The sequence below is a fragment of the Pseudomonas sp. 2hn genome (assembly GCF_019646095.1).
GTDB lineage: Bacteria > Pseudomonadota > Gammaproteobacteria > Pseudomonadales > Pseudomonadaceae > Aquipseudomonas > Aquipseudomonas peradeniyensis.
This window is the reverse complement of the sequence record NZ_CP081016.1, coordinates 4,774,612-4,796,827: the sequence shown is the minus strand read 5'-3', so window position 1 is coordinate 4,796,827 and position 22,216 is coordinate 4,774,612. Positions and strand designations below refer to the sequence as shown.

Below are 22,216 nucleotides of genomic sequence, written 5' to 3'. Positions count from 1 at the left end.
GGGTGAAGAGGTGTCCTGTCCTGTGGATGAATGCCGTCAGTCGCTGCGCAAGCCGCGTGCCTCGAGGTTTACCGCCAGGCGCCGGCGCAACTTTTCCAGATGCGGCACGCTGGCGCCGTGCCGTGCGGCGGCGCGGCAGGCGTGGCCGAGCAGGTAGTGAACCTCGGTGCGCCGGCCATGGCGGACGTCCTGGTACATGGAAGAGTAGTTGGCCGCGGTGGCGAGGATCACCCGCTGCACTTCCTCGTGCAGGTCGTTGGCGGCCTCGGGCTGGCCACAGCGGCGCAGCAGGCCGGCCAGTTCGTCGCACAGCTGGTCGACCTCGGCCAGGTGGCCGAGCAGGCCGCCGTTCTGGCAGTCGTGCAGCACGGTGAGCGGGTTGATCGCGCAGTTGAGCGCCAGCTTGCGCCACAGACGGGTGGGGATATCGAGCGCCCACTGGGCCGGGATGCCGGCGTCGTGCAGATCCTCGAACCAGGATGGGACGTTGGGATTGGCCGGATCACCCAGCCAGTTGAAGCCGTGGCCGGCGAAGCGTACCTGCCAGTCGGCCTCGCGGAACGCGCCCTCGGTGCTGGAGGCGAAGATGCAGCGGGCGTGGGGCACCTGGTCGGCGACTTCGTCCTGGCTGCCCAGGCCGTTCTGCAACAGCACCAGCTCGGCGCCGTTGGCCAGCCGCGGGGCCAGGCGGGCCACGGCGGGCGCGGCGTCGTAGGCCTTGCAGGCGACCAGCAGGCGATGGATCGGGCCGGGGGCGTCGGCAGTCTCCGCGGGGATCGCGTAGTGGTGGGCGCCGTCCTGTTCGACCAGGGTCAGCCCGCCGCCGTGCTCATAGGCGGCCAGGCGCTGTTGGTCACGCAGGATCAGGCGGACCGCCTTGCCGGCGCGGGCCAGGCGACAGGCCCAGAGGCTGCCGAGGCTGCCGGCGCCGAGAATATGCCAGGTGCTGCTCATCTGCGTTTCGCAACCCGTTATAATGAGTCCGCATTTTAACCATCAAACCCGACGCGCTCCATCTTCAGGCCGAGCGCGCTTTTTTTTCTGGAGATCATCCATGCCTTCGTTCGACGTGGTATCGGAACTGGACAAGCACGAAGTGCAGAACGCCGTCGACAACGCCATCAAGGACCTCGACCGCCGTTACGACCTCAAGGGCAAGGGCACCTTCGAGTTCAAGGACAAGGAGCAGACCGTGCTGCTGACCGCCGAGGAGGAGTTCCAGCTCGAGGCGATGCTGGAAATCCTGCGCCTGGCGCTGGTCAAGCGCAAGATCGACGTCAAATGCCTGGAAACCAAGGACCCCTACGCATCCGGCAAGGAAAAGAAACAGGAAGCCAAGTTCCGCGAAGGCATCGACAAGGACCTGGCCAAGAAGATCGTCGCCACCATCAAGGACGGCAAGCTCAAGGTCCAGGCCGCCATCCAGGGCGAGCAGGTTCGCGTGACCGGCAAGAAGCGTGACGACCTGCAGGAAGCCATCGCCCTGCTGCGCACCAAGGAATTCGACATGCCGCTGCAGTTCAACAACTTCCGCGACTGATCCTCTGCGGCCCGGAACCTTGATGGCGCAGTGATGTCCATCGGGGTCCGGGCCGCTTGCTTTGCGTTGCCCGCCTCATCGTGTACTTGCCGTTCGGCATCAGGAGATAAACATGGATTTGAACGCTGAAGTCGATCAGCTGGTCCGCCAATCGCAAACCTGGCTCCCCTTGATCATGGAGTACGGCAGCCGCCTGTTGCTGGCGCTGCTGACACTGGCCATTGGCTGGTGGATCATCAACAAACTCAGCGCCCGCCTGGGCAAGCTGGTCGGCCTGCGTGCCGACGCGGCGCTGCAGGGTTTCATCAGCACCCTGGCCAACATCGTGCTGAAGGTGCTGCTGATGGTCAGCGTGGCGTCGATGATCGGCATCGAGACCACCTCGTTCGTCGCCGCCATCGGTGCCGCAGGCCTGGCCATCGGCCTGGCCTTGCAGGGCAGCCTGGCGAACTTCGCCGGCGGCGTGCTGATCCTGATGTTCCGTCCGTTCCGCATCGGTGACTGGATCGAGGCGCAAGGTGTCGCGGGCACCGTGGACAGCATCCAGATCTTCCACACCGTGCTGCGCACCGGCGACAACAAGACGGTGATCATGCCCAACGGCAGCCTGTCCAACGGCATCATCACCAACACCAACCGCCAGCCGACCCGCAAGGTGGTGTTCGACGTGGGCGTGGACTACGACGCCGACCTGCAGAAGGCGCGCAACGTGCTGCTGGAGCTGGCCCAGGACCCGCGCGTGCTGCAGGATCCGGCGCCGCAGGCGGTGATCTCGACCCTGGGTGACAGCTCGATCACCGTGTCGCTGCGTATCTGGACCAAGACTGCCGACTACTGGGACGTGCTGTTCATGCTCAACGAGCATGCCCGCGACCGCCTCAAGGCCGAAGGGATCGACATTCCGTTTCCGCAGCGGGTGATCCGCGTGGTGCAGGAGACGGCGGTCCAGTAACGCCGCGTCGCTTCCCATCGCGGGGCAAGCACGCTCCCACATGGCCAGTACCGGTCTTGTGGGAGCGTGCTTGCCCCGCGATGCTTTTCAGGACCCTTACACTTGTTCACAGCCGGGTACTGTCATTTCTGGCATATACCTTGATCCTGCCTACAAACCCGATGTCTGCCATGAAACCTTTGCTGTATATCACTCCCTTGCGCGCCTTGCTGTTCGGCCTGACCCTGGCGCTGTTCGAATTGCTGACCTATCTCGCCAGCGACGCGGTCATGCCCGCCATGCCGGTAGTCGTCGGCGATCTTCAGGCCAGTCCCGAATACATTCCCCACGCCCTGAACCTGTACCTGCTGGGCGGGGTACTGCTGCAGTGGCTGATCGGCCCGCTGGCGGATCGCTACGGCCGACGCCCGTTGCTGCTGGGCGGCTGCATCTTCTTCGGCCTGGCTTGCCTGGCGACCTTCTGGGTGCAGGACATCGGCCTGTTCAACCTGCTGCGCCTGTTGCAGGGCATCGGACTGGGCTTCGTGGTCACGGTCAGCTACCCGGCGCTCAACGAAGCGTTCAGCGAAGCCGACGCGGTGCGCATGATGGCCCTGCTGGCCAATATCGCCCTGCTGTCGCCGCTGCTCGGCCCGCTGGTGGGCACCCTGATGCTGCAATGGCTGGACTGGCGCTGGCTGTTCGTGGCGTTTGCCGCGGGCGCGGTGCTGTGCTGGCTGCTGCTCTACCGGCTGATGCCGGAAACCCTGGGGGTGGAGCGTCGCGACGGTTCGCGCCTGCCGTTCACGCCCATCCACCTGCTGCCGTTGCTGGCAGGCTATGGCCAGTTGCTGGGCAATCGGCGCTTCGTGGCCGGCAGTGCGGCACTTGGGCTGGTGGGGCTGCCGTTGATCGGCTGGATCGGCCTGTCGCCGGTGCTGCTGATCCATGACGAAGGCCTGAGCACCCTGGAATACGCATTGTGGCAGTTGCCGGTGTTCGGTGGGCTGATCATGGGCAATCTGATCATCAACCGCATTGCCGATCGCTATCCGCTGCCGGCATTGGTGCGTGGGGCCCTGTGGCCTTATCTGGCGGGGCTGTCGCTGATGGTCGCGGCGACCTGGTGCTGGCCGACGGTGACCAGCGTGGTGGCCGGCATGTCGCTGTACGCGCTGGGGCTTGGAGTGGCCAACGCGGTGCTGTATCGCATGACGCTGTTCTCCAGCGAGCAGAGCAAGGGCCTGGTCTCGGCGATGCTGGGAATGATCACCATCGCCTTGCTGGGGCTGGGAGGCGCCGTGTTGGCGATGCTTGGCGCGGGCGCGAGCCTGATGCACTTTGCCGTGGCGGCAGGCATTGCAGGGGCGCTGGCGCTTTGGCCGTTGTGGTTTGTCGTTGGCGGTCGGCGTGGGGAAGGGGCCGTGGTGCAGTAGAAACATCGCGGGGCAAGCCCGCTCCCACGCAGCTGGTCAACTTGTCAGCGTGGGAGCGGGCTTGCCCCGCGATAAGGCCGGTGACGGCTTAGTTCTGTTCAGCCGCCGGACTCTCCACCGGCACCGGCTTTCCCCGACCAACCTCCTGCCGCCAGTGCAGGGCGATCAGCACCAGTGTCGGCACGCCGAGCAGCGCGGTGATCAGGAAGAAGTCGTGGTAGCCGAACTTCTCCACCATGACCCCGGAATAGCCACCGATCAAACGCGGCAGCAACAGCATGATCGAGCTCAGCAGCGCGTACTGGGTGGCCGAGAACTTCAGGTTGGTCAGGCTCGACAGGTAGGCGACGAAGGCTGACGTGGCCAGCCCCGAACTGAAGTTGTCCAGCGAAATGGTCACCACCAGCATTTCCAGGTTCGGGCCCATGTCGGCCAGCATCAGGAACAGGATGTTGGTCGCCGCCGAGGCCGCGCCGCCGATGAACAGGATCGGCAGGATGCCGAAGCGTACGATCAGCAGGCCACCGGCACCAGCGCCGACCAGGGTCATGATCAGGCCGAAGATCTTGCTGACGCTGGCGATCTGGTCCTTGGTGAAGCCCATGTCGATGTAGAACACGTTGGCCATCACGCCCATCACCGTGTCGGACATGCGGTAGGTGGCGATCAGCCCGAGCAGCAGCAGGGCCTGCCAGCGGTAGCGCGCGATGAAGTCGTTGACCGGTGTGAGCACCGGCGCCAGGCCGCGTCGGCCCAGGGACGACAGGCAGGCCCAGGTCAGCAGCACGTAGAGGATCAGGCGCAGGAAGGCGCGGTCCTCGAGCAGCAGGTCGAGCATGGTCGAGTCGCCGAACACCACGCTGGCCCAGTCGGTGTTGAACAGCTGGGTGAAGCTGGCGGGCACCGAGACCAACAGGATGATCAGCACGAACACCGACGCCAGCTGGTGCATCAGCCCGTAGCGGGCCGCCGACAGCTGGGTGCGCAGGGGCACCGGCGGTTCGCGCATCACCAGGGTGGTGAACAGCGCGGGCAGCATCAGCACGCCGAACAGCACGTAGGTGCCGGTCCAGGCCTGGTGCAGGTAGCTGAAACCGGTGGAGCCGAACCACTCGGCGAAGAACAACGCACCGGCGGTGGCGAGCAGGGCGGCGACCCGGTAGCCTGCCATGTAGCTGGCGGCCAGGGCGGCCTGGCGCTGATCGTCGGCGATCTCCAGGCGGTAGGCGTCGACGGCGATGTCCTGGGTGGCGGAGGCGAAGGCCACCAGCACCGCCAGGGCGATCAGCCACGACAGATGCTTCTGCGGGTCGCAGAAGCCCATGCCGACCAGCCCGAGCACCACCAGCACCTGGGACAACAGCAGCCACGAACGACGACGGCCCATGCCGCCGAGCAGCGGCAGGCGCCATTGGTCGAGCAGCGGCGACCAGACCCACTTGAAGGCGTAGGCCAGGCCGATCAGGCTGGCATAGCCGATGGTCTCACGCGCCACACCCGCCTCGCGCAGCCAGACCGAAAGCGTCGAGAACACCAGCATGTACGGCAGGCCGGCGGCGAATCCGAGCAGCAAAAGCACCAAAGTTGACGGGCTGGCATAGGCAGCGAGCGCAGCGCGCCAGGTTTTACGGGGCATGGGCCAACATCTGCCTCAAGGTTTGCGAAAACAAAGCGCGCACTCTAACCGCTGTGCTCCATTGGACGCCAGCCATGGCGTGCCATATCCACACGATTATTGGCCACATTCACGCCTTCTGCGCGCAAGCGGGCGCGTTGTTCGTCGCCCGATGGAGTGCCCAGGGCAAGGCTCAGTCGGCCACCGGCACCCAGCACCCGGTGCCAGGGCAGGCGGGTGTCCGCCGGCAGCTGCCCTAGGGTGCGTCCGACCCAGCGCGCCGCGCGGCCGAGGCCGGCCAGTTCGGCCAATTGCCCATAGCTGACCACCTTGCCAGCGGGGACCTGGCCCAGCACCGAGTACAGTGCCATTCGTCGGGCCTCGGCATCCTCCGGCACAGCGGGCGGTGGCGTCGAGGTCACGGGGTATTTGGCCTGTGAATGAAATCGGACAGGCGGTCCGGGCAAATGCGAGTGGAACTCATCGGCATGGTCTGGGTCTGTCCTTGCTCAGGTTGTCGGTATCTGGATAATGCCCGGCTTTTTCGTCGAATCGAACCCGTATTGCGCTTATGTCTTCTAGAACCCTGCTTTGCCTCATCGCCGCGTCCCTCTGTACCCCCGTGCTCGCCGACACCGTATGGATGAAGAACGGTGACCGCCTGAGCGGCAAGATCAAGGTATTCGACGGCGGCAAGCTGCTGCTGGAGACGCCCTATGGCGGTTCGATCGCCCTGGACTGGAAACAGGTGCAGACGCTGGAGAGCGACCAGGAACTGCTGGTCAAGCAGGACGCCTACTCCGGCGAGAAGGCCAAGTCGCTCAAGGCCGCCGAACCGGGCAAGGTGACCCTGGCCAACGGCGATGCGCCGAAGACCGTCGAGTTGGCCAGCATCGAGCAGATCATGAAGCCACGGCCGGTGGTCGAGGACTTCCTGTGGAAGGGCAATGTCGATGTGGCCATGGACTACAAGCGCGCCGAGAACAACACCGACGACTACGACGTCAGCTTCAAGACCACCGCCCGCCATGGCCGTTGGCGGCACAACGCAGAGGGCGAGTACAACCGCGAGACCAAGGACGACGTCACCACCACCAACAACTGGAGCGCCGAGTACGCCCTGGACCGCTTCATCACCGAGAAGTGGTTCTGGCAGGGGCGCCTGGAGTACAAGCGCGACCATATCGAGGACCTGGCGCGCCAGCGTACCGTCGGTACCGGCCCGGGCTACCAGTTCTGGGATGACGAACTGGGCGCGTTCTCGCTGGGTTCGCTGATCAATCGCACCGATTTCGAATACCGCGATGGCGGCAAGGACAACTTCTATGCCGCCGCTGTGAAGTGGGACTACAACCGCTACCTGATCGGCAAGAAGGTGGAGTTCTTCACCAACGGCGAGGTTGGCAAGCCGCTGGGTGGGGTGGCCGAGTACGCGCTGGATGCCGAGATGGGCCTGCGCTACAAGGTCACCGAGTGGGCCTCGCTCAACCTGAAGGCGGAAAAGGACCTGATCAAGGGCACCCGCGACAGCGACCTGGACAAGACCCGCTATACCGCCGGGTTTGGTGTTACCTGGTGAGTCGATCCGGTAGAGCGCTGTGCGTGCTCTTTGTAGGAGCGGCCTTGCGCCGCGAAAGGGCCGCAAGGCGGCCCCGGCGATGTCTGCCTCATCGCTGAGATCCTGGGGCTGCTATGCAGCCCTTTCGCGGCACAAGGCCGCTCCTACAGGGGTATGCGTAGATCTACACGGCAGCAGACCCAGTGGCAGACGCAGGTGATAATGCTTATCTTGTCACCCATCCAGTCCGCCGCCAGGAGCCTCTCCAGTGAGTACCAACGCCCTCCGCCCCGCCCGGGAACTGCTGCTCAAGGAATACCGTGGCGTTCTCTCGACCCACTCCAAGTCCATGCCTGGCTATCCCTTCGGTTCGGTGGTGCCTTATTGCCTGGACGCCGAGGGCCATCCGCTGATCCTCATCAGCCGTATCGCCCAGCACACCCACAACCTGCAGAAAGACCCCAAGTGTTCGCTGCTGGTGGGAGAGCGCGACGCCGAGGACGTCCAGGCAGTCGGGCGCCTTACGGTGATGGCCGAGGCGCGCAAGCTGACCGACGAAGCGGCCATCGAGGCTGCCGCGGCCCGCTACTACCGGTACTTCCCTGAATCGGCCAATTACCACAAGGCCCACGACTTCGATTTCTGGGTACTCCAGCCGGTACGTCACCGCTACATCGGCGGCTTCGGCGCAATCCACTGGCTCGATCAGGTGACCCTGGCCAACCCTTTCGCGGGTGAGGTTGAAAAAAGCATGATCGAGCATATGAACGATGACCATGCCAATGCCATTGAGCACTACGTAAAACTGGCAGGGTTGCCACGCTCGGCGCACATGGTCGGCATCGACAGCGAGGGTATGCACCTGCGTATTGGCCAGGGTATTTACTGGTTGCCTTTCCCCGCTTCCTGCAACACGCCGACACAAGTCCGTGAGGCCTTGGTTTTACTGGCACGCGCTGACAAGTGGCCGGATTCGACGCAAGCAGAGGGTTGAAAACAGGCGTCGAGGCATCCATCTGATGGTCTTACAGGAAGATTCTCTTCCGTCGAGGAACCCTTGATGCGTGCTTTTCTACTGCTGTTATTGCTTTTTCCCGTGCTGGAGCTGTTCGTCTTCGTCAAGGTCAGCGCGGCCATCGGTTTCTTTCCGGCGCTGCTGCTGATCATCGCCGGTTCCGCCCTGGGTGTGCTGGTGATGCGTGTGGCCGGTCTGGCCACCGCCCTGCGTGCCCGTGAGAGCCTGCAGCGCGGCGAACTGCCGGCTGAGGACATGTTCCAAGGCCTGATGCTCACCGTTGGTGGTGGTCTGTTGCTGTTGCCAGGCTTCATCAGCGATGTGCTGGGCCTGCTCTGCCTGTTGCCGTTCACCCGCCGCCTGGTTGCCGGAAAGCTGCGTCGTCGCGCCGAGGAACAGGCCCTGCGCCAGCGCGCGTTCCAGGATGACCCATTCCAGGCCCAGCCCCGCGATGGTGGCCATCGTCCGAACGTGATCGAGGGCGAGTACGAGCGCCGCGACAAGTAACCCGCGAAAAGGTCTCGGAATGCGTGGGAGCGGGCTTGCCCCGCGATGGGGCCGGTCGCCCTGATCGCGGGGCAAGCCCGCTCCCACGATGATTCTCACACCTTGTGAAAATTTTTCTGTAGCAAGCCTTGTAATCGAATATCCCGGCCTCATGTATGTGTCACCGCAAGGTTTCTGGTGGCGACACCAGACATGACATAGGTGGTTCGCCCTGTGCGGGCCACGCCCGGCAACGCCGGATCGAATCAACCCGCCGGTGTCGACACCGGCCGATGAAAACCACAATTTGGGAGAGATCGACAATGAAGCTTCGTCCTCTGCATGACCGCGTCGTCATCCGTCGCAGCGAAGAAGAATCGAAAACCGCTGGCGGTATCGTCCTGCCGGGTTCGGCCGCTGAAAAACCAAACCGCGGTGAAGTCGTTGCCGTCGGCACCGGTCGTATCCTGGACAACGGCGAAGTACGCGCGCTGGCCGTGAAAGTGGGTGACAAAGTGGTTTTCGGCCCTTACTCGGGCAGCAACACCGTGAAAGTCGATGGCGAAGACCTGCTGGTCATGGCCGAGAACGAAATCCTGGCCGTTATCGAAGCCTGATTTCCCCGACTTCCCGTTACTCCAAAGAATTCCAAGGATTAAACGATCATGGCTGCTAAAGACGTAAAATTCGGCGATTCCGCCCGTAAGAAAATGCTGGTTGGTGTCAACGTTCTGGCTGACGCGGTAAAAGCGACCCTGGGCCCGAAAGGCCGCAACGTGGTCCTGGCCAAGAGCTTCGGCGCGCCGACCATCACCAAGGACGGCGTTTCCGTCGCCAAAGAAATCGAACTGAAAGACGCCTTCGAGAACATGGGCGCCCAGCTGGTCAAGGAAGTCGCTTCCAAGGCCAACGACGCTGCCGGTGACGGCACCACCACCGCTACCGTCCTGGCCCAGGCCATCGTCAACGAAGGCCTGAAGGCCGTCGCTGCCGGCATGAATCCGATGGACCTCAAGCGCGGTATCGACAAGGCCACTGCTGCCGTTGTTGCCGAACTGAAAAACCTGTCCAAGCCATGCGCCGATTCCAAGGCCATCGCCCAGGTCGGCACCATCTCCGCCAACTCCGACAACTCCATCGGTGAAATCATCGCCGAAGCCATGGAAAAAGTCGGTAAAGAAGGCGTGATCACCGTTGAAGAAGGCTCGGGCCTGGAAAACGAACTGTCCGTCGTCGAAGGCATGCAGTTCGACCGTGGCTACCTGTCGCCGTACTTCGTCAACAAGCCGGACACCATGGTTGCCGAGCTGGAAGGCGCTCTGCTGCTGCTGGTCGACAAGAAGATCTCCAACATCCGCGAGCTGCTGCCAGTACTGGAAGCCGTTGCCAAGGCCGGCCGTCCGCTGCTGATCGTTGCCGAGGACGTCGAGGGCGAGGCCCTGGCCACCCTGGTGGTCAACAACATGCGCGGCATCGTCAAGGTTGCCGCGGTCAAGGCCCCGGGCTTCGGCGACCGCCGCAAGGCCATGCTGCAGGACATCGCCGTCCTGACCGGCGGTACCGTGATCTCCGAAGAGATCGGCCTGTCCCTGGAAACCGCCACCCTGGAGCACCTGGGTAACGCCAAGCGCGTGATCCTGTCCAAGGAAAACACCACCATCATCGACGGTGCTGGCGAAGAAGCCGACATCCAGGCTCGCGTCACCCAGATCCGCGCCCAGGTTGCCGACACCACTTCGGACTACGACCGTGAGAAGCTGCAAGAGCGTCTGGCCAAGCTGGCTGGCGGTGTTGCCGTGATCAAGGTCGGTGCTGGCACCGAAGTCGAGATGAAAGAGAAGAAAGCCCGCGTTGAAGACGCCCTGCACGCTACCCGTGCAGCCGTCGAAGAAGGCGTGGTGCCTGGCGGTGGCGTTGCCCTGGTTCGCTCCCTGGCTGCCATTGTCAACCTCAAAGGCGACAACGAAGACCAGAACGTCGGTATCGCCCTGCTGCGTCGCGCCGTCGAAGCCCCGCTGCGCCAGATCACTGCCAACGCCGGCGACGAGCCAAGCGTTGTCGCTGACAAGGTCAAGCAAGGTTCGGGCAACTTCGGCTACAACGCCGCTACCGGCGAATACGGCGACATGATCGAGATGGGCATCCTGGACCCAGCCAAGGTCACCCGTTCGGCCCTGCAAGCCGCAGCTTCGATCGGCGGTCTGATGATCACCACCGAAGCCATGGTTGCCGACCTGCCGGAAGACAAGCCAGCTGCTGGCATGCCTGACATGGGCGGCATGGGTGGCATGGGCGGCATGATGTAAGCCAGCCTTACCCCCTGCACCAAGAAAAAGCCCCGCCTAGTGCGGGGCTTTTTCGTTTGCCATGTCTGGCATCGTCGCAAGCGTGGGAGCGGGCTTGCCCCGCGATTGCTCATCAGACGGCGCGGTGTTCGGCCACCGGTGCCCTGGCAACGCCTCTGCGATACAGCACCAGGTAGTACGACCCCAGCCCGATCAACCAGCAGAACACCGCCGTCCACACGTTATGCGACAGGAAATGCGCGCCCTGCATCATCCGTCCGATCGACAGTACCGAGCCGGCCACGAAGGCCACCCCCAGCGCCACCCGTGCCAGGCGCGGACGGCGGTCGCGCAGCATGAAGAACAGGCCGAACAGACAGAACCCGGTCGCGGCATGCCCACCCGGCCAGCACAATCCGGGCTTGTCGGTGGCAGGGCGCGGCTCCAGCAGCTTGCTGTAGGTCTCCTTGCCGCCGAACTGGGTCAGGCTCCAAGGGCATTGCACCTGGGTCACCTTCTTCAGCGGCGTGACGAAGGCGGTCGACAGCCCCAGCGCCAACACCAGGCAACCCAGCTCGCGGCGCCAGCCCAGCAGCCGCTGCCAGAAAAAACTCAGGGCGAAGCCGACCACGGCCAGCAGCCCGAAGACGATCACGCCCTGCTTGACCCGGTCATGCAGGATGGTCTCCAGCAGGTAGCTGTGGCGACCGATGAACTGACTGGCAACCGGGTCGTAGAACAGGTTGGCCACATCCATGTCCAGCGATGTCCATTCGAGCAGGATCAAGGCCACGGCGGTGACGAAAGGGATGCCCAGGTACAGCCACGGGTTGATCGGGCGAGGGCGCACGGATGCCTGCATGGTGACTCCAGAGGATGGAAAAGACCGTGCATTGTCAGGTGCCCGCTATCCTGAGTGCGTGAATGATCGGTGAAAAAACTGTCAAGTTCGGAGATTTCGAGCCAGGGCATGGCACCATGCAGGCATTGGCCGTAAGCTGCGCCTGCCGCGCCCGGCGAAGCGCCGCACAGGAGACCTCGATGCGCATTCTTTTGGTTGAAGACAACCGCGATATTCTGGCCAACCTGGCCGACTACCTCGGCATGAAGGGCTACACCGTCGACTGTGCCCAGGATGGCCTGTCCGGCCTGCACCTGGCCGCGACCGAACACTACGACCTGATCGTGCTCGACATCATGTTGCCGGGCATCGATGGCTATACGCTGTGCAAGCGTCTGCGCGAGGATGCCCGGCGCGACACGCCGGTGATCATGCTCACCGCCCGCGACCAGCTGGACGACCGTCTGCAGGGCTTCCGCTCGGGCGCGGACGATTACCTGCTCAAGCCGTTCGCGCTATCCGAACTGGCGGCGCGCATCGAGGCCGTGCTGCGCCGCGCCCAGGGTGGAGGGCGGCGTACCTTGCAGGTCGCCGACCTGAGCTACGACCTCGATACCCTGGAGGTGACCCGCCAGGGGCGCCTGCTCAAGCTCAACCCGGTCGGCCTGAAGCTGCTGGCCGTGTTGATGCAGAAGAGCCCTCATGTGTTGCGTCGGGAAGTACTCGAGGAAGCGCTGTGGGGCGACGACTGCCCGGACAGCGACAGCCTGCGCAGTCACGTCCACCAGTTGCGCCAGGTGATCGACAAGCCGTTCGACAAGCCCCTGCTGCATACCGTCCATGGCGTCGGCTATCGCCTCGCCGAGGGTCGCGATGGAGTTTAAGCAGAGCCTTGCCCAGCGCATCATCATCGCATTCGCGTTGATGAGCGCGCTGGTGGCCGGGGCCTTCGCCTTCGGCATCGTCGCCACGGTGCACCTGGTCGAGGAACGCTTGATCTCCTCGGTGCTCGGTGGCGATCTGCAGCGCCTGCTGCGCATGGACAGCGTCAGCGACTGGAGCCACCGGCCACGCCCCGACCAGCTGTTCTATTTCAGTGGCGGGCGCGATGACTTCGAGTTGCCCAAGGACCTGCGTCACCTGGATGCGGGCTTCCACGAGGTGTTTCGCGACCAGCTTTCGTACCATGCCATGGTCGAGATCGTCGACGGGCGGCGCTATGTGCTGCTGCAGGACCAGAGCGATTTCGAGGAGCGCGAGCGGGTGCTGTTCGCCGTGGTGGTGGTCGGCTTCGTGCTCAGCCTGGCCCTGGCGGTGATCCTCGGCTGGTTGCTGGCGCGGCGGGTGATGGCGCCGGTGATCCGCCTGGCGCGCCAGGTGCGCCACCGTGACCAGTTGCTGGGCCTGGCGCCGCCGTTGGCGCCGGACTACGCGGCGGACGAGGTCGGCCAGCTGGCCGTTGCCTTCGACGATACCTTGGGGCGTCTTCGGGACGCCCTGACCCGAGAGCGGTTGTTCACCAGCGATGTCAGTCATGAGCTGCGCACGCCGTTGATGGTCCTGGCGACCTCTTGCGAGCTGTTGATGGAAAACCCCGGCCTTGATGTGCGGGCGCGCAGCCAGGTCGAACGCATTGCACGGGCAACCGAGGAAATGCGCGAACTGGTGAAGACCTTCCTGATGCTTGCCCGTGCCCAGCGCGATGAAGGTGCCGTCGCTTCACGGGCAAGCTTGCGCGAGGTGGGCGACGATCTGATAGGGGTATGGCGTGACACCATCGAACAGAAGGGGCTGGCGCTTTACTACGATGGTCGAGTCAGTGCCAGCCCGGTGCTGTACAACGCCACGTTCCTGCAGTCGGTGATGGGTAACCTCTTGCGCAACGCGGCGCATTACACCGACAGCGGCTATATCCGCCTGAGCCTTGAGGCCAACGGTTTCAGTGTCGAGGACAGTGGCGTGGGGATTCCGGAGGAGCAGCGCGAGGCGATGTTCCGGCCGTTCGTGCGAGGCGACGAGCGCCGTGGCGAGGGCCTGGGCCTGGGGTTGTCGCTGGTGCAACGCATCTGTGACGACCAGGGCTGGCGCGTCACCCTGACCGCGACGCTGCCCCATGGCTGCCGCTTCCAGGTCGACCTGAGCCAGGGTACGAAAGTGGTGCAGGACGGTGAAGGCCGGGATGGGCTATTGGATCCTGATTAACGTCCTGTAACACCTGCATTGGGCGCTGACAGATTTTTCACATCGACATGACCTGATTCCAACGCTTGCCTACCTAAGGTGAGCGCACTGGAGTCAGGAGATGTCCAATGCGTAGCCCCATCAAACTCGAATTCTCGGACAAGTACGACCGCAATCACGCCCGGGAATACTTCCTCAAGCATCAGGATGGCCTGGCTCGACGCCTTTCCCACCAGCGTGACGAGCAACTGGCCCGCCGCGCCCTGGCGCTGGCCGGTGAGCCTGGCCTGGTGCTCGACCTGCCCTGCGGCGCCGGACGGTTCTGGCCGCTGCTGGCCGAAAAGGCCAACCGCGTGATCATCGGTGCCGACAATTCGGCGGCGATGATCGAGACAGCCTGTGCGTCACAACCGCCAGAGGTGGTTGCGCGGGTACGCCCCTTGCAGACTTCCGCGTTCGCCATCGACCTGCCGGACAACGCGGTCGACAGCATCTTTTGCATGCGCCTGTTCCACCATATCGGTGATCCGGCCCATCGGAAGACAATTCTTTCGGAGTTTCAACGAGTTAGCCGCGACAGCGTAATCCTTTCACTGTGGGTGGATGGCAATTTCAAGGCCTGGCGCCGCCGCAAGCTCGAAGCCAGGCGCAGTGCCCGGGCCGCGCAGGACAGCTACCAGAACCGCTTCGTGTTACCGGCGGCTACAGTTGAAGAAGAATTTGTGTCAGCGGGATTCAGAATTCAGGAACGACTCGACTTTCTGCCGTTCTATGCCATGTGGCGAGTGTACGTATTGCGCAAGGGGTAATGAGTGATGGCGGTAGTCCAGAATCAGTCCAGGCAGTTCGACTACTACTGGCAGCAGCAGGGGGAGTGGGTCGAGGAGCCCAACCAGCGGCGTGGTGGCGAAAGTGGCGTGCAGCGCCTGAGCGACGGCGATGGCCATCTGCTGTATGCCAAACGTCAGGTCGGGCACATCTACCGCAGCCTGCTGCATCCGTTCGGGCGCCCCACGGTGTTGCGCGAACTCGATGCGCTGAACAGTTTCGAGCAACTGGGCGTGCGGGTACCGCGAATCGTCTATGCCGGGGCCGAGCGCGATGCGGATCATCAGTGGCGGGCGTTGTTGGTCAGCGAGGCGCTCGATGGTTTCGTCGACCTCGATGCCTGGCATGCCTCGGGGGCCCGCGAGCATTACCCGCAGGCGGTGCACGAGCGCATGCTCAAGGATTTGGCCGACAACCTGGCGCGCATGCACCTGGGGCATTGGCAGCATGGCTGTCTGTACGGCAAGCATGTGTTCGTCAAGGTACTGGGCGAGGGCGACCAGGCGCGTGTGGAAGTGGCGTTGCTGGACCTCGAGAAATGCCGGCGGCGGATCAGTTGCCAGCGGGCGGCCTATAACGACCTGCGGCAGTTGCGCCGCCACTCGTCGTTCAACGAGGCGGAATGGCAGACCTTGCTCTATTTTTACCAAATGGCGTTTGGCAGCGCGGTCAAAGGTTTAGAGCAATGAAACTAGAAATCGCTCGAGCTTTATTCCTGGTCGCGGCGTTGGCGGTGACCACGGCGGCGGCGGCGGCCTGGGAGCAGCCGCGGCCTACGGTCTTCAGCAAGGCTGAGGTCGGTGGGGTGTGTCCGTTACCACGGGTGGCCAGGGAAGAGCGGGGGCGGGCTGAGCCGGATCATGATCTTCTGTTGTTCTTGTTTGGGATGAGGCAGGGGTTGCGGCCGTTTGGTTGACGTGGGTTATGTGTTTTGCGCCAGGGGTTTGTTTATGGATCTCTGGCGTTTGTTTATTTGGGGTTCGTAGTTGGTTGGTTGGTTGGTTGGTTGGTTGGTTGGTTGGTGTTTTGTTTTTGAAGTTGTATGCGCATTCATTTGCGATGTCGACGCTTATTCACCTTTCCGCCCTTACGGCGGGTAACTTTTTGAAGGATCAAAAAGTCACCAAAAAATCCTCGCTCCATTCATCCGGCCCTACGCTTCGCTCCGGGTCCCCTCACTCCGGCCTTGCTCCCGGGAGGACCGCGCTGCAGGGCCCATCCTGGGCCCCAGCGCTTGACGGGCATCCATGCCCGTCACCTCCCTCCGCAAGTCCTGCGTTCGGCCTCCTGAAGTCGCGAAGTTACGAGCGGCGCCTGGACTTGCGCAGCTGTCGCTAGTTTAAACTTAATTCATCTCTCGATCGCATCGCGGGGCAAGCCCGCTCCCACGCAATAGTCGCCGTGATATAAAACCCTGTAGGAGCGGGCTTGCCCCGCGAATGGGTCGGAACAATTAGTACATAACTAACTGTCAAATAAATAACTTTGAATTTCTTGCTCTTGCTCTTGCTCTTGCTCTTGCTCTTGCTCTTACTCTTGCTCTTGCTTCTAAGCACGCGGTAGTTCAGGCAACACCAATTGCGACTTCAGGAGGCCGAGCGGAGTTCTTGCGGAGGGAGGTGACGGCCATGGATGGCCGTCAAGCGCTGCGCCCCAGGATGGGGCGTTCAGCGCGGTCCTCCCGGGAGCAAGAACGGAGCGAGGGGACCCCGGAGCGCAGCGTAGGGGCCGGATGAATGGAGCGAGGATTTTTTGGTTCCTTAATGAGATGGTCACCCCGGCACCCTGCGAGGCGTACGCTTTCGCAGGGTGTTTTTTCTTCGGAGACCGTCATCATGAGCACCGTGACACTGATCGGCATCGACATCGGCAAACATACCTTCCACCTGCATGCCCAGGACAAGTTCGGCAAAGAGGTATCGCGCAAGAAGTGCTCAAGGCTGCAGATGATGCGGTTTCTGGCCAATCATCCTCCCTGCACGGTGGTGATGGAGGCCTGTGCCTGTTCGCACTATCTGGCTCGAGAACTCACGGCGATGGGGCATGAAGCCAAGCTGATCTCGCCTCAGTTTGTTAAGCCTTTCGTCAAGAGCAACAAAAACGACTTCGTTGATGCGCAAGCCATCTGCGAAGCTGCTTCCCGGCCTTCCATGCGCTTTGTGACGCCAAAATCGCCTGAGCAGCAAACGCTCTCTGTTTCTCATCGGATGCGTGAATCATTGATCCGCGACCGAACCAAGACGGTGAACCAGATGCATGGGTTCCTGCTCGAATTCGGCGTCAGCCTGCCGACCGGACTGGCAGTGGTCAAACGCCTCGCTTCTGTGCTTGAAGAGCACGACTTGCCTGTACGTCTTGTCGCATTGTTGCAGCGGCTACATGAGCATTTCGTCTACCTGAGCGAGCAGATCAAGTTGTTGGACGAAGAGCTGGTGAGCCAGCTGACTGACGATGATCTGGGTAGTCGTTTGCTGAGTATTCCGTGTGTCGGACCGATCACCGCCAGCCTGCTGGCTGTGGAAATGGGCGATGGCCAGCAATACGGCAGTAGCCGGGACTTTGCGGCCTCTGTAGGTCTGGTGCCCCGTCAGTACAGTACCGGTGGCAGACAGAATTTGCTGGGGATTAGCAAGCGCGGCGACAAGAACCTTCGACGCTTGCTGGTGCAATGCGCACGGGTTTACCTGATGCGTTTGAAGTACCAGAAAGGCCCATTAGCCGATTGGGTGCGCTCACTGCTCGCTCGACGTCACTCCAACGTGGTGGCCTGCGCGTTGGCCAACAAACTGGCACGCATCGCTTGGGCCATTACCACTCGGCACACGCAATATAAAACGGAGCCAGGCGCCATGAACGCCTGACCCCGTAGTGCTGCACCGTGTTTCACCATCAGGTTTTGCGATAGCTGTACAACAGATGAAACAAACGGCCGATCGGCCTGACGATGATCCTGGGATCAAAAATGGCTCTTGGAAGCCGCTTACTTTTTAAGGATTGTCAGGTGCGAACGCTCATCGTGGCGCGGGCGGATACGAGCCCATCAGACGCCGGATAGATTTACGCAAGCCATCCATTTCATCTGATGAACAGTATTGCAGAAAACGGGGTGACCATAGATTTTGATCCTTCAAAAAGGGACCCGCCGTAAGGGCGGAAAGGTGACTATGCGTCACCATCGCCAATGAATGCGCATACAAAACCAAAAACAATCACCCACGAACACCAACCCCTCCCTTATGCGCCAAAACACTATAAATACAAGGCAAAACAAACAACGTAAACAACGTCCCAACCGACATCCCGGTAGCAATCACCATCCCGATATCAAACCGGCTGACCGCCCCGGCCCCAGAGGCCAAAATCAAGGGCACCATGCCAAACACCATGGCCGCCGTGGTCATCAGCACCGGCCGCAGGCGAATCGCGGCAGCTTCCTCGATCGCCTCCCGTACCCCAAGCCCCCGCTCATCCCGTAGCTGATTGGCAAACTCGACAATGAGAATCCCATGCTTGGTGATCAGCCCGATCAGGGTCACCAACCCCACCTGGGTATAGATGTTCATGCTCGATACCCCCAGGAACAAGGGCAACAACGCCCCGCAGATCGACAACGGCACCGTCACCAGAATCACCAGCGGATCCCGAAAACTCTCGAACTGCGCCGCCAGCACCAGGAAGATGATCGCCAGCGCCAGGCCGAAGGTCACCCACAACGCGCTGCCCTCCTGGACGAATTGCCGCGCCGTCCCGGCATAGTCCAGCGAGAACCCCTCGGGCGCCTCCTCGCGAGCGATGGCGCGCACGGTTTCCAGGGCCTCGCCCATGCTCACCAGCGGCACCCCCTGGATGATCGCTGAGTTCAACTGCTGGAACTGGTTGAGCTGGCGCGGCCGGGCGCGGTCGCTGAGGGTGATCAGGGTCGCGAGCGGCAGCAGCTGGCCCTGCTCGTTCTTCACGTAGTAGTTATTTAGCCAGCCAGGGTTGGCCCGGTATGGGCGCTCGACCTGGGCGATGACCTTGTAGCTGCGGCCTTCGAGGGTGAAGCGGTTGATCTCGGCCTCGCCCAGCAAGGTCGCCAGGGTGCTGCCCAGGGTGTCCATCGACACCCCCATCTGCGCCGCCTTGGCGCGGTCGATGTCGATCACCACCTCGGGCTTGTCGAAGGCCAGGTCGATGTCGAGGAAGGCGAACTTGCCCGACGCCTGGGCGCGCTCCTTGACCCGCTGGGCCACCTCCAGCAGGGCCGGGTAGTCACCGGCGGTGTTGATCACCAGCTGGAACGGCAGGCCCTCGCCGGTGCCGGGCAGCGACGGCAGGTTGAAACCGAAGATCTGCAGGCCGCCGATCTGCTCAAGCTCGGCCTGCACCAGCGGCAACAACTGCATCTGCGTACGCTCGCGCTCGTTCCAGGGCTTGAGCAGGAAGCCGCCGATCCCGCTCTGCACACCGTTGAAACCGTTGATCTGGAACGACGAGTAGTACTCGGGGAAGCGCTTGAAGATCGGCGTGAACTGGTCGGTGTAGGCGTTGAGGTAGTCCAGGTTGGCGGTCTGCGGCGAGCTGCTCATCATGAAGATCACCCCCTGGTCCTCCTCCGGCGCCAGTTCGTTGCGGGTGAACATCAGCAAGACCGGAATCAGGCACAGGATCAGCACGGCGAACACCAGCACCACCGGGCGGCTGTTCAGGGTGCCGTGCAGCAGGCGCTGGTAGCACACCTTGAGCGCGTCGAAAATCAGGTCCAGGCGGTGGGCCAGGCCACTGGGGTTCTGCTCGTGGCGCAACAGCAGGGCGCACATCATCGGCGACAGGGTGAGGGCGACGATGCCGGAGATGACCACCGCTCCGGCCAGGGTCAGGGCGAACTCCTTGAACAAGGCACCGGTCAGCCCGGTGAGAAAGCCGATGGGCGCGTACACCGCGGCCAGGGTGATGGTCATCGACACCACCGGCAGGGCGATCTCGCGGGCACCTTCCAGGGCCGCGTCGAAGGGCGTCTTGCCCTCCTCGATATGACGGTGGATGTTTTCCACCACGACGATCGCGTCGTCCACCACCAGGCCGATGGCCAGCACCATGGCCAGCAGCGTCAGCAGGTTCAGCGAGTAGCCCATCATCTGCATGAAGAACAGCACGCCGATCATCGACAGCGGGATGGTCACCACCGGGATCACCACCGAGCGCAGGGCTCCGAGGAACAGGAACACCACGACTATGACGATCAGCACTGCTTCGCCGAGGGTCTTGATCACCTCGTCGATGGACGCCTGGATGAACAGGGTGGCGTCGTAGGCGATGGACACCTTGAGGCTCGAAGGCAGTTCCTCTTCCAGCTGCGGCATGATCCGTCGCACTTCCTTGATCACCTCCAGCGGGTTGGCCGCAGGCGTCGCCTTGATGCCGATGTACACCGACGGCGTGCCGTCGAACGAACTGACCGTGTCATAGTTTTCCGCGCCCATTTCCACCCGTGCCACGTCGCCCAGCAACACCCGGCTGTCGCCGCTGGTCTTGACCGGCAGGGCGGCGAAGGCCTCGGCGGATTTCAGCTCGGTGGTGGCGTTGATGCTGGTGACCACGTACTCGCCCTTCACCTCGCCGGCGGCGGAGAGGAAGTTGTAGCGGCGCACGGCGTTGGTCACGTCCACCGCCGACAGGCCGAAGCCGGCCAACTTCACCGGGTCGATCCAGATGCGCATGGCGAACACCTGGTTGCCGAGGATCTCGGCCTCGGCCATGCCCGGCAGGGTGGCCAGTTTGGGCTGGATGACCCGGGACAGGTAGTCGGTGATCTGCGGGTTGCTCATCTCGTTGCTGTAGAAGCTGATGTACATCAGCGCCGAGGCATCGGCGGCCTCTTTGCTCAGCACCGGGTCCTCGGAGTCCTGGGGCAGCTTGTTGCGCACCTCGTTGGCCTTGGCCAGCAACTGGGTGAACAGGCGGTCGGTGTCGGCGCCGATCCGCGCGTAGACCGAAATGATCGAGAAGTTCTGCCGGCTCACCGAGGTCATGTAGTCGATGCCGTCGGCGCTGGCCAGGCTCTGCTGCAAGGGCTGGGTGATGTAGCCCTGGATGGTCTCGGCATTGGCCCCGGGGTAGGCGGTGGTCACGGTGATCAGGGCGTTTTCCATCTGCGGGTACTGGCGGATCTGCAGCTTGCTCCAGGCCTGCAGGCCGAGCAGCAGGATCAGGAGGCTGACCACGCAAGCCAACACCGGGCGGCGGATGAACGGGTCGGTGAACGCCATGGTCGCCTCCCGTTCACTTCGCGCCGGGCGCGGCGGGCTTGAGGGCGGTGTCGGCGCTGATGCGGATCGCCGCGCCGGGGGTCAGCTTGAGCTGGCCGGCGGTGACCACCTGATCGCCAGCCTGCAGCCCTTTGAGCACCACGACCCAGCCCTCGCGGCGCTCGCCGGTCTGCACGGTGAGCTGCTCGGCGATCAGCTGCGGCTGGCCGTTGGCGTCACGTTGGGGCTGGCCGTCCTCGCCCTTTTTCTCGCTGACCCGGTACACCGAGTTGCCATAGAGGGTGTAGGTGATGGCGTTCTCCGGCACCACCACCTGCGGCTGCGGGTCGGGCAACAGCACTTGCAGGCTGGCGAACATGCCCGGCAGCAGCTTGCCATCGGGGTTGGCCAGGGTGGCACGGACCAGCAGGTTGCGGGTGCTTTCCTCGACCTTGGGGTTGATCGCGCTGAGGCTGGCGGGGAAGGTCTGCTCGGGATAGGCGGCCACCTGTGCCAGCACCCGCTGGCCGAGGCTCAGGTGCGGCAGCGCCTGCTCGGGCACATTGAAATCGACGTAGAGGCTGGACAGGTCCTGCAGGGTGGCGATCACCGTGCCGCTGGCCAGGTAGGCGCCGACGTCCACCTGGCGGATGCCGATGGTGCCGCTGAACGGGGCACTGATGCTCTTTTTCGCCAGCGAGGCCTTGAGCTGTTCGACCACCGCCTGGTTGCGCCGGTACTGGGTGGTCAGGCGGTCGAACTCGCCGCGGGAGATGGCTGAATCACCGACCAGCTGGCTGCCCCGACCGAAGTCGACCTTGGCCAGCCCCAGGTCGGCCTGGGCGGTGCCGAGCAGGGCGGTCTCCTGGTCGCTGTCCAGTTGCAGCAACAACTGGCCGGCCTTCACCTGTTGCCCGGACTCGAAGTGCAGGGACTTCACCGTGCCGGCGACTTCCAGGCTCAGCTCCACGCCTTGATAGGCCTTGAGGCTGCCGACCGCCGGCAGGCGCTCCTGCCACTGGCGCAGCTCGGCCTGGGCCGCGGCCACGCTTACCGGCGGCCGGGGCTGCGAGAACATCTGCACCTGCTGGTAGATGGAAAAGGCCTTGATGCCCCCCAGGATCAACACGATCAGCAGGACGACGGCCAACATGATCAGCATGCGGCGGCGCAACATGGTCCGGTTCCCTGGATGTGGGTTTGTTATTCACTGGGCACGACCACGGGCGATCTGGCCCACGTGCGGTGGGGGAAAGTATTGTCGGTTTTTGCG

General features: G+C 63.1%; 20 protein-coding genes. 14 read left to right on the top strand and 6 right to left on the bottom strand.

Going from position 1 to position 22,216, the window contains the following annotated elements:
* Nucleotides 1-36: 36 nt before the first annotated feature.
* On the bottom strand, nucleotides 37-954 hold the full coding sequence (locus K2O50_RS21680) for a putative 2-dehydropantoate 2-reductase (RefSeq protein ID WP_050703860.1): 918 nt from the start codon (nucleotides 952-954) through the stop codon (nucleotides 37-39).
* Nucleotides 955-1,054: 100 nt separating this feature from the next.
* Here K2O50_RS21680 and K2O50_RS21675 point away from each other — a divergent pair, with 100 nt between their 5' ends.
* The 3 genes from K2O50_RS21675 to K2O50_RS21665 all read left to right on the top strand — a co-directional run bounded on the left by K2O50_RS21675 (nucleotide 1,055) and on the right by K2O50_RS21665 (nucleotide 3,907).
* Nucleotides 1,055-1,540, top strand: coding sequence for a YajQ family cyclic di-GMP-binding protein (locus K2O50_RS21675; protein ID WP_011535522.1), 486 nt, complete (start codon nucleotides 1,055-1,057; stop codon nucleotides 1,538-1,540).
* A 112-nt stretch (nucleotides 1,541-1,652) separates the two neighbouring features.
* Nucleotides 1,653-2,492 carry a mechanosensitive ion channel family protein gene (locus K2O50_RS21670; RefSeq protein WP_050703861.1) on the top strand — a complete coding sequence of 280 codons (840 nt, stop codon included), beginning with the start codon at nucleotides 1,653-1,655 and terminating at the stop codon, nucleotides 2,490-2,492.
* Between the two features lie 170 nt (nucleotides 2,493-2,662).
* The gene (locus K2O50_RS21665; protein WP_050703862.1) at nucleotides 2,663-3,907 is read left to right on the top strand and encodes an MFS transporter; all 1,245 of its coding nucleotides are present in this window, start codon (nucleotides 2,663-2,665) and stop codon (nucleotides 3,905-3,907) included.
* A gap of 88 nt (nucleotides 3,908-3,995) precedes the next feature.
* Here K2O50_RS21665 and K2O50_RS21660 read toward each other — a convergent pair whose 3' ends face one another.
* Complete coding sequence (locus K2O50_RS21660; RefSeq protein ID WP_050703863.1) at nucleotides 3,996-5,543, bottom strand: AmpG family muropeptide MFS transporter; 1,548 nt, start codon at nucleotides 5,541-5,543, stop codon at nucleotides 3,996-3,998.
* Between the two features lie 44 nt (nucleotides 5,544-5,587).
* Nucleotides 5,588-5,893 (bottom strand): MGMT family protein, encoded by a 306-nt coding sequence (locus K2O50_RS21655; RefSeq protein ID WP_050703864.1) that lies wholly within the window; start codon nucleotides 5,891-5,893, stop codon nucleotides 5,588-5,590.
* A 200-nt stretch (nucleotides 5,894-6,093) separates the two neighbouring features.
* Between K2O50_RS21655 and K2O50_RS21650 the strand changes: the two genes are divergently transcribed.
* The 5 genes from K2O50_RS21650 (at nucleotide 6,094) to groL (ending at nucleotide 10,887) form a co-directional block, all read left to right on the top strand.
* Nucleotides 6,094-7,101, top strand: coding sequence for a DUF481 domain-containing protein (locus tag K2O50_RS21650; RefSeq protein WP_050703865.1), 1,008 nt, complete (start codon nucleotides 6,094-6,096; stop codon nucleotides 7,099-7,101).
* 247 nt (nucleotides 7,102-7,348) lie between these two features.
* Nucleotides 7,349-8,074, top strand: a complete 726-nt coding sequence (locus K2O50_RS21645; protein WP_050703866.1) for a HugZ family protein — start codon at nucleotides 7,349-7,351, stop codon at nucleotides 8,072-8,074.
* Between the two features lie 66 nt (nucleotides 8,075-8,140).
* Nucleotides 8,141-8,602, top strand: a complete 462-nt coding sequence (locus K2O50_RS21640; protein WP_050703867.1) for an FxsA family protein — start codon at nucleotides 8,141-8,143, stop codon at nucleotides 8,600-8,602.
* A gap of 302 nt (nucleotides 8,603-8,904) precedes the next feature.
* Nucleotides 8,905-9,198 carry a co-chaperone GroES gene (locus tag K2O50_RS21635; protein ID WP_028689692.1) on the top strand — a complete coding sequence of 98 codons (294 nt, stop codon included), beginning with the start codon at nucleotides 8,905-8,907 and terminating at the stop codon, nucleotides 9,196-9,198.
* 48 nt (nucleotides 9,199-9,246) lie between these two features.
* Nucleotides 9,247-10,887: a chaperonin GroEL gene (gene groL, locus K2O50_RS21630; RefSeq protein ID WP_050703868.1), complete on the top strand. Its 1,641-nt coding sequence runs from the start codon at nucleotides 9,247-9,249 to the stop codon at nucleotides 10,885-10,887.
* A gap of 112 nt (nucleotides 10,888-10,999) precedes the next feature.
* Here groL and K2O50_RS21625 read toward each other — a convergent pair whose 3' ends face one another.
* Nucleotides 11,000-11,728 carry a phosphatase PAP2 family protein gene (locus K2O50_RS21625; protein WP_050703869.1) on the bottom strand — a complete coding sequence of 243 codons (729 nt, stop codon included), beginning with the start codon at nucleotides 11,726-11,728 and terminating at the stop codon, nucleotides 11,000-11,002.
* Nucleotides 11,729-11,907: 179 nt separating this feature from the next.
* Between K2O50_RS21625 and colR the strand changes: the two genes are divergently transcribed.
* The 6 genes from colR to K2O50_RS21600 all read left to right on the top strand — a co-directional run bounded on the left by colR (nucleotide 11,908) and on the right by K2O50_RS21600 (nucleotide 17,577).
* A complete protein-coding gene (gene colR / locus K2O50_RS21620; protein ID WP_028689695.1) occupies nucleotides 11,908-12,591 on the top strand; it encodes a two-component system response regulator ColR in 684 nt (227 codons plus the stop codon).
* Nucleotides 12,581-13,909: a HAMP domain-containing sensor histidine kinase gene (locus tag K2O50_RS21615; RefSeq protein WP_050703870.1), complete on the top strand. Its 1,329-nt coding sequence runs from the start codon at nucleotides 12,581-12,583 to the stop codon at nucleotides 13,907-13,909. Before colR ends, K2O50_RS21615 begins: the two co-directional genes overlap by 11 nt.
* A 107-nt stretch (nucleotides 13,910-14,016) precedes the next feature.
* A complete protein-coding gene (locus K2O50_RS21610; RefSeq protein ID WP_050703871.1) occupies nucleotides 14,017-14,697 on the top strand; it encodes a class I SAM-dependent methyltransferase in 681 nt (226 codons plus the stop codon).
* A 6-nt stretch (nucleotides 14,698-14,703) separates the two neighbouring features.
* On the top strand, nucleotides 14,704-15,405 hold the full coding sequence (locus K2O50_RS21605) for a lipopolysaccharide kinase InaA family protein (protein WP_050703872.1): 702 nt from the start codon (nucleotides 14,704-14,706) through the stop codon (nucleotides 15,403-15,405).
* Entirely contained in the window at nucleotides 15,402-15,632 is a 231-nt protein-coding gene (locus tag K2O50_RS26750) for a hypothetical protein (RefSeq protein WP_050703873.1), read from the top strand. Before K2O50_RS21605 ends, K2O50_RS26750 begins: the two co-directional genes overlap by 4 nt.
* 919 nt (nucleotides 15,633-16,551) lie before the next feature.
* On the top strand, nucleotides 16,552-17,577 hold the full coding sequence (locus tag K2O50_RS21600; RefSeq protein WP_220689937.1) for an IS110 family transposase: 1,026 nt from the start codon (nucleotides 16,552-16,554) through the stop codon (nucleotides 17,575-17,577).
* Between the two features lie 348 nt (nucleotides 17,578-17,925).
* Here K2O50_RS21600 and K2O50_RS21595 read toward each other — a convergent pair whose 3' ends face one another.
* Together K2O50_RS21595 and K2O50_RS21590 are read right to left on the bottom strand one after the other, a co-directional pair.
* On the bottom strand, nucleotides 17,926-20,964 hold the full coding sequence (locus tag K2O50_RS21595) for a multidrug efflux RND transporter permease subunit (protein ID WP_050703874.1): 3,039 nt from the start codon (nucleotides 20,962-20,964) through the stop codon (nucleotides 17,926-17,928).
* 13 nt (nucleotides 20,965-20,977) lie between these two features.
* Nucleotides 20,978-22,120, bottom strand: coding sequence for an efflux RND transporter periplasmic adaptor subunit (locus tag K2O50_RS21590; RefSeq protein ID WP_050703875.1), 1,143 nt, complete (start codon nucleotides 22,118-22,120; stop codon nucleotides 20,978-20,980).
* Nucleotides 22,121-22,216: the final 96 nt, after the last annotated feature.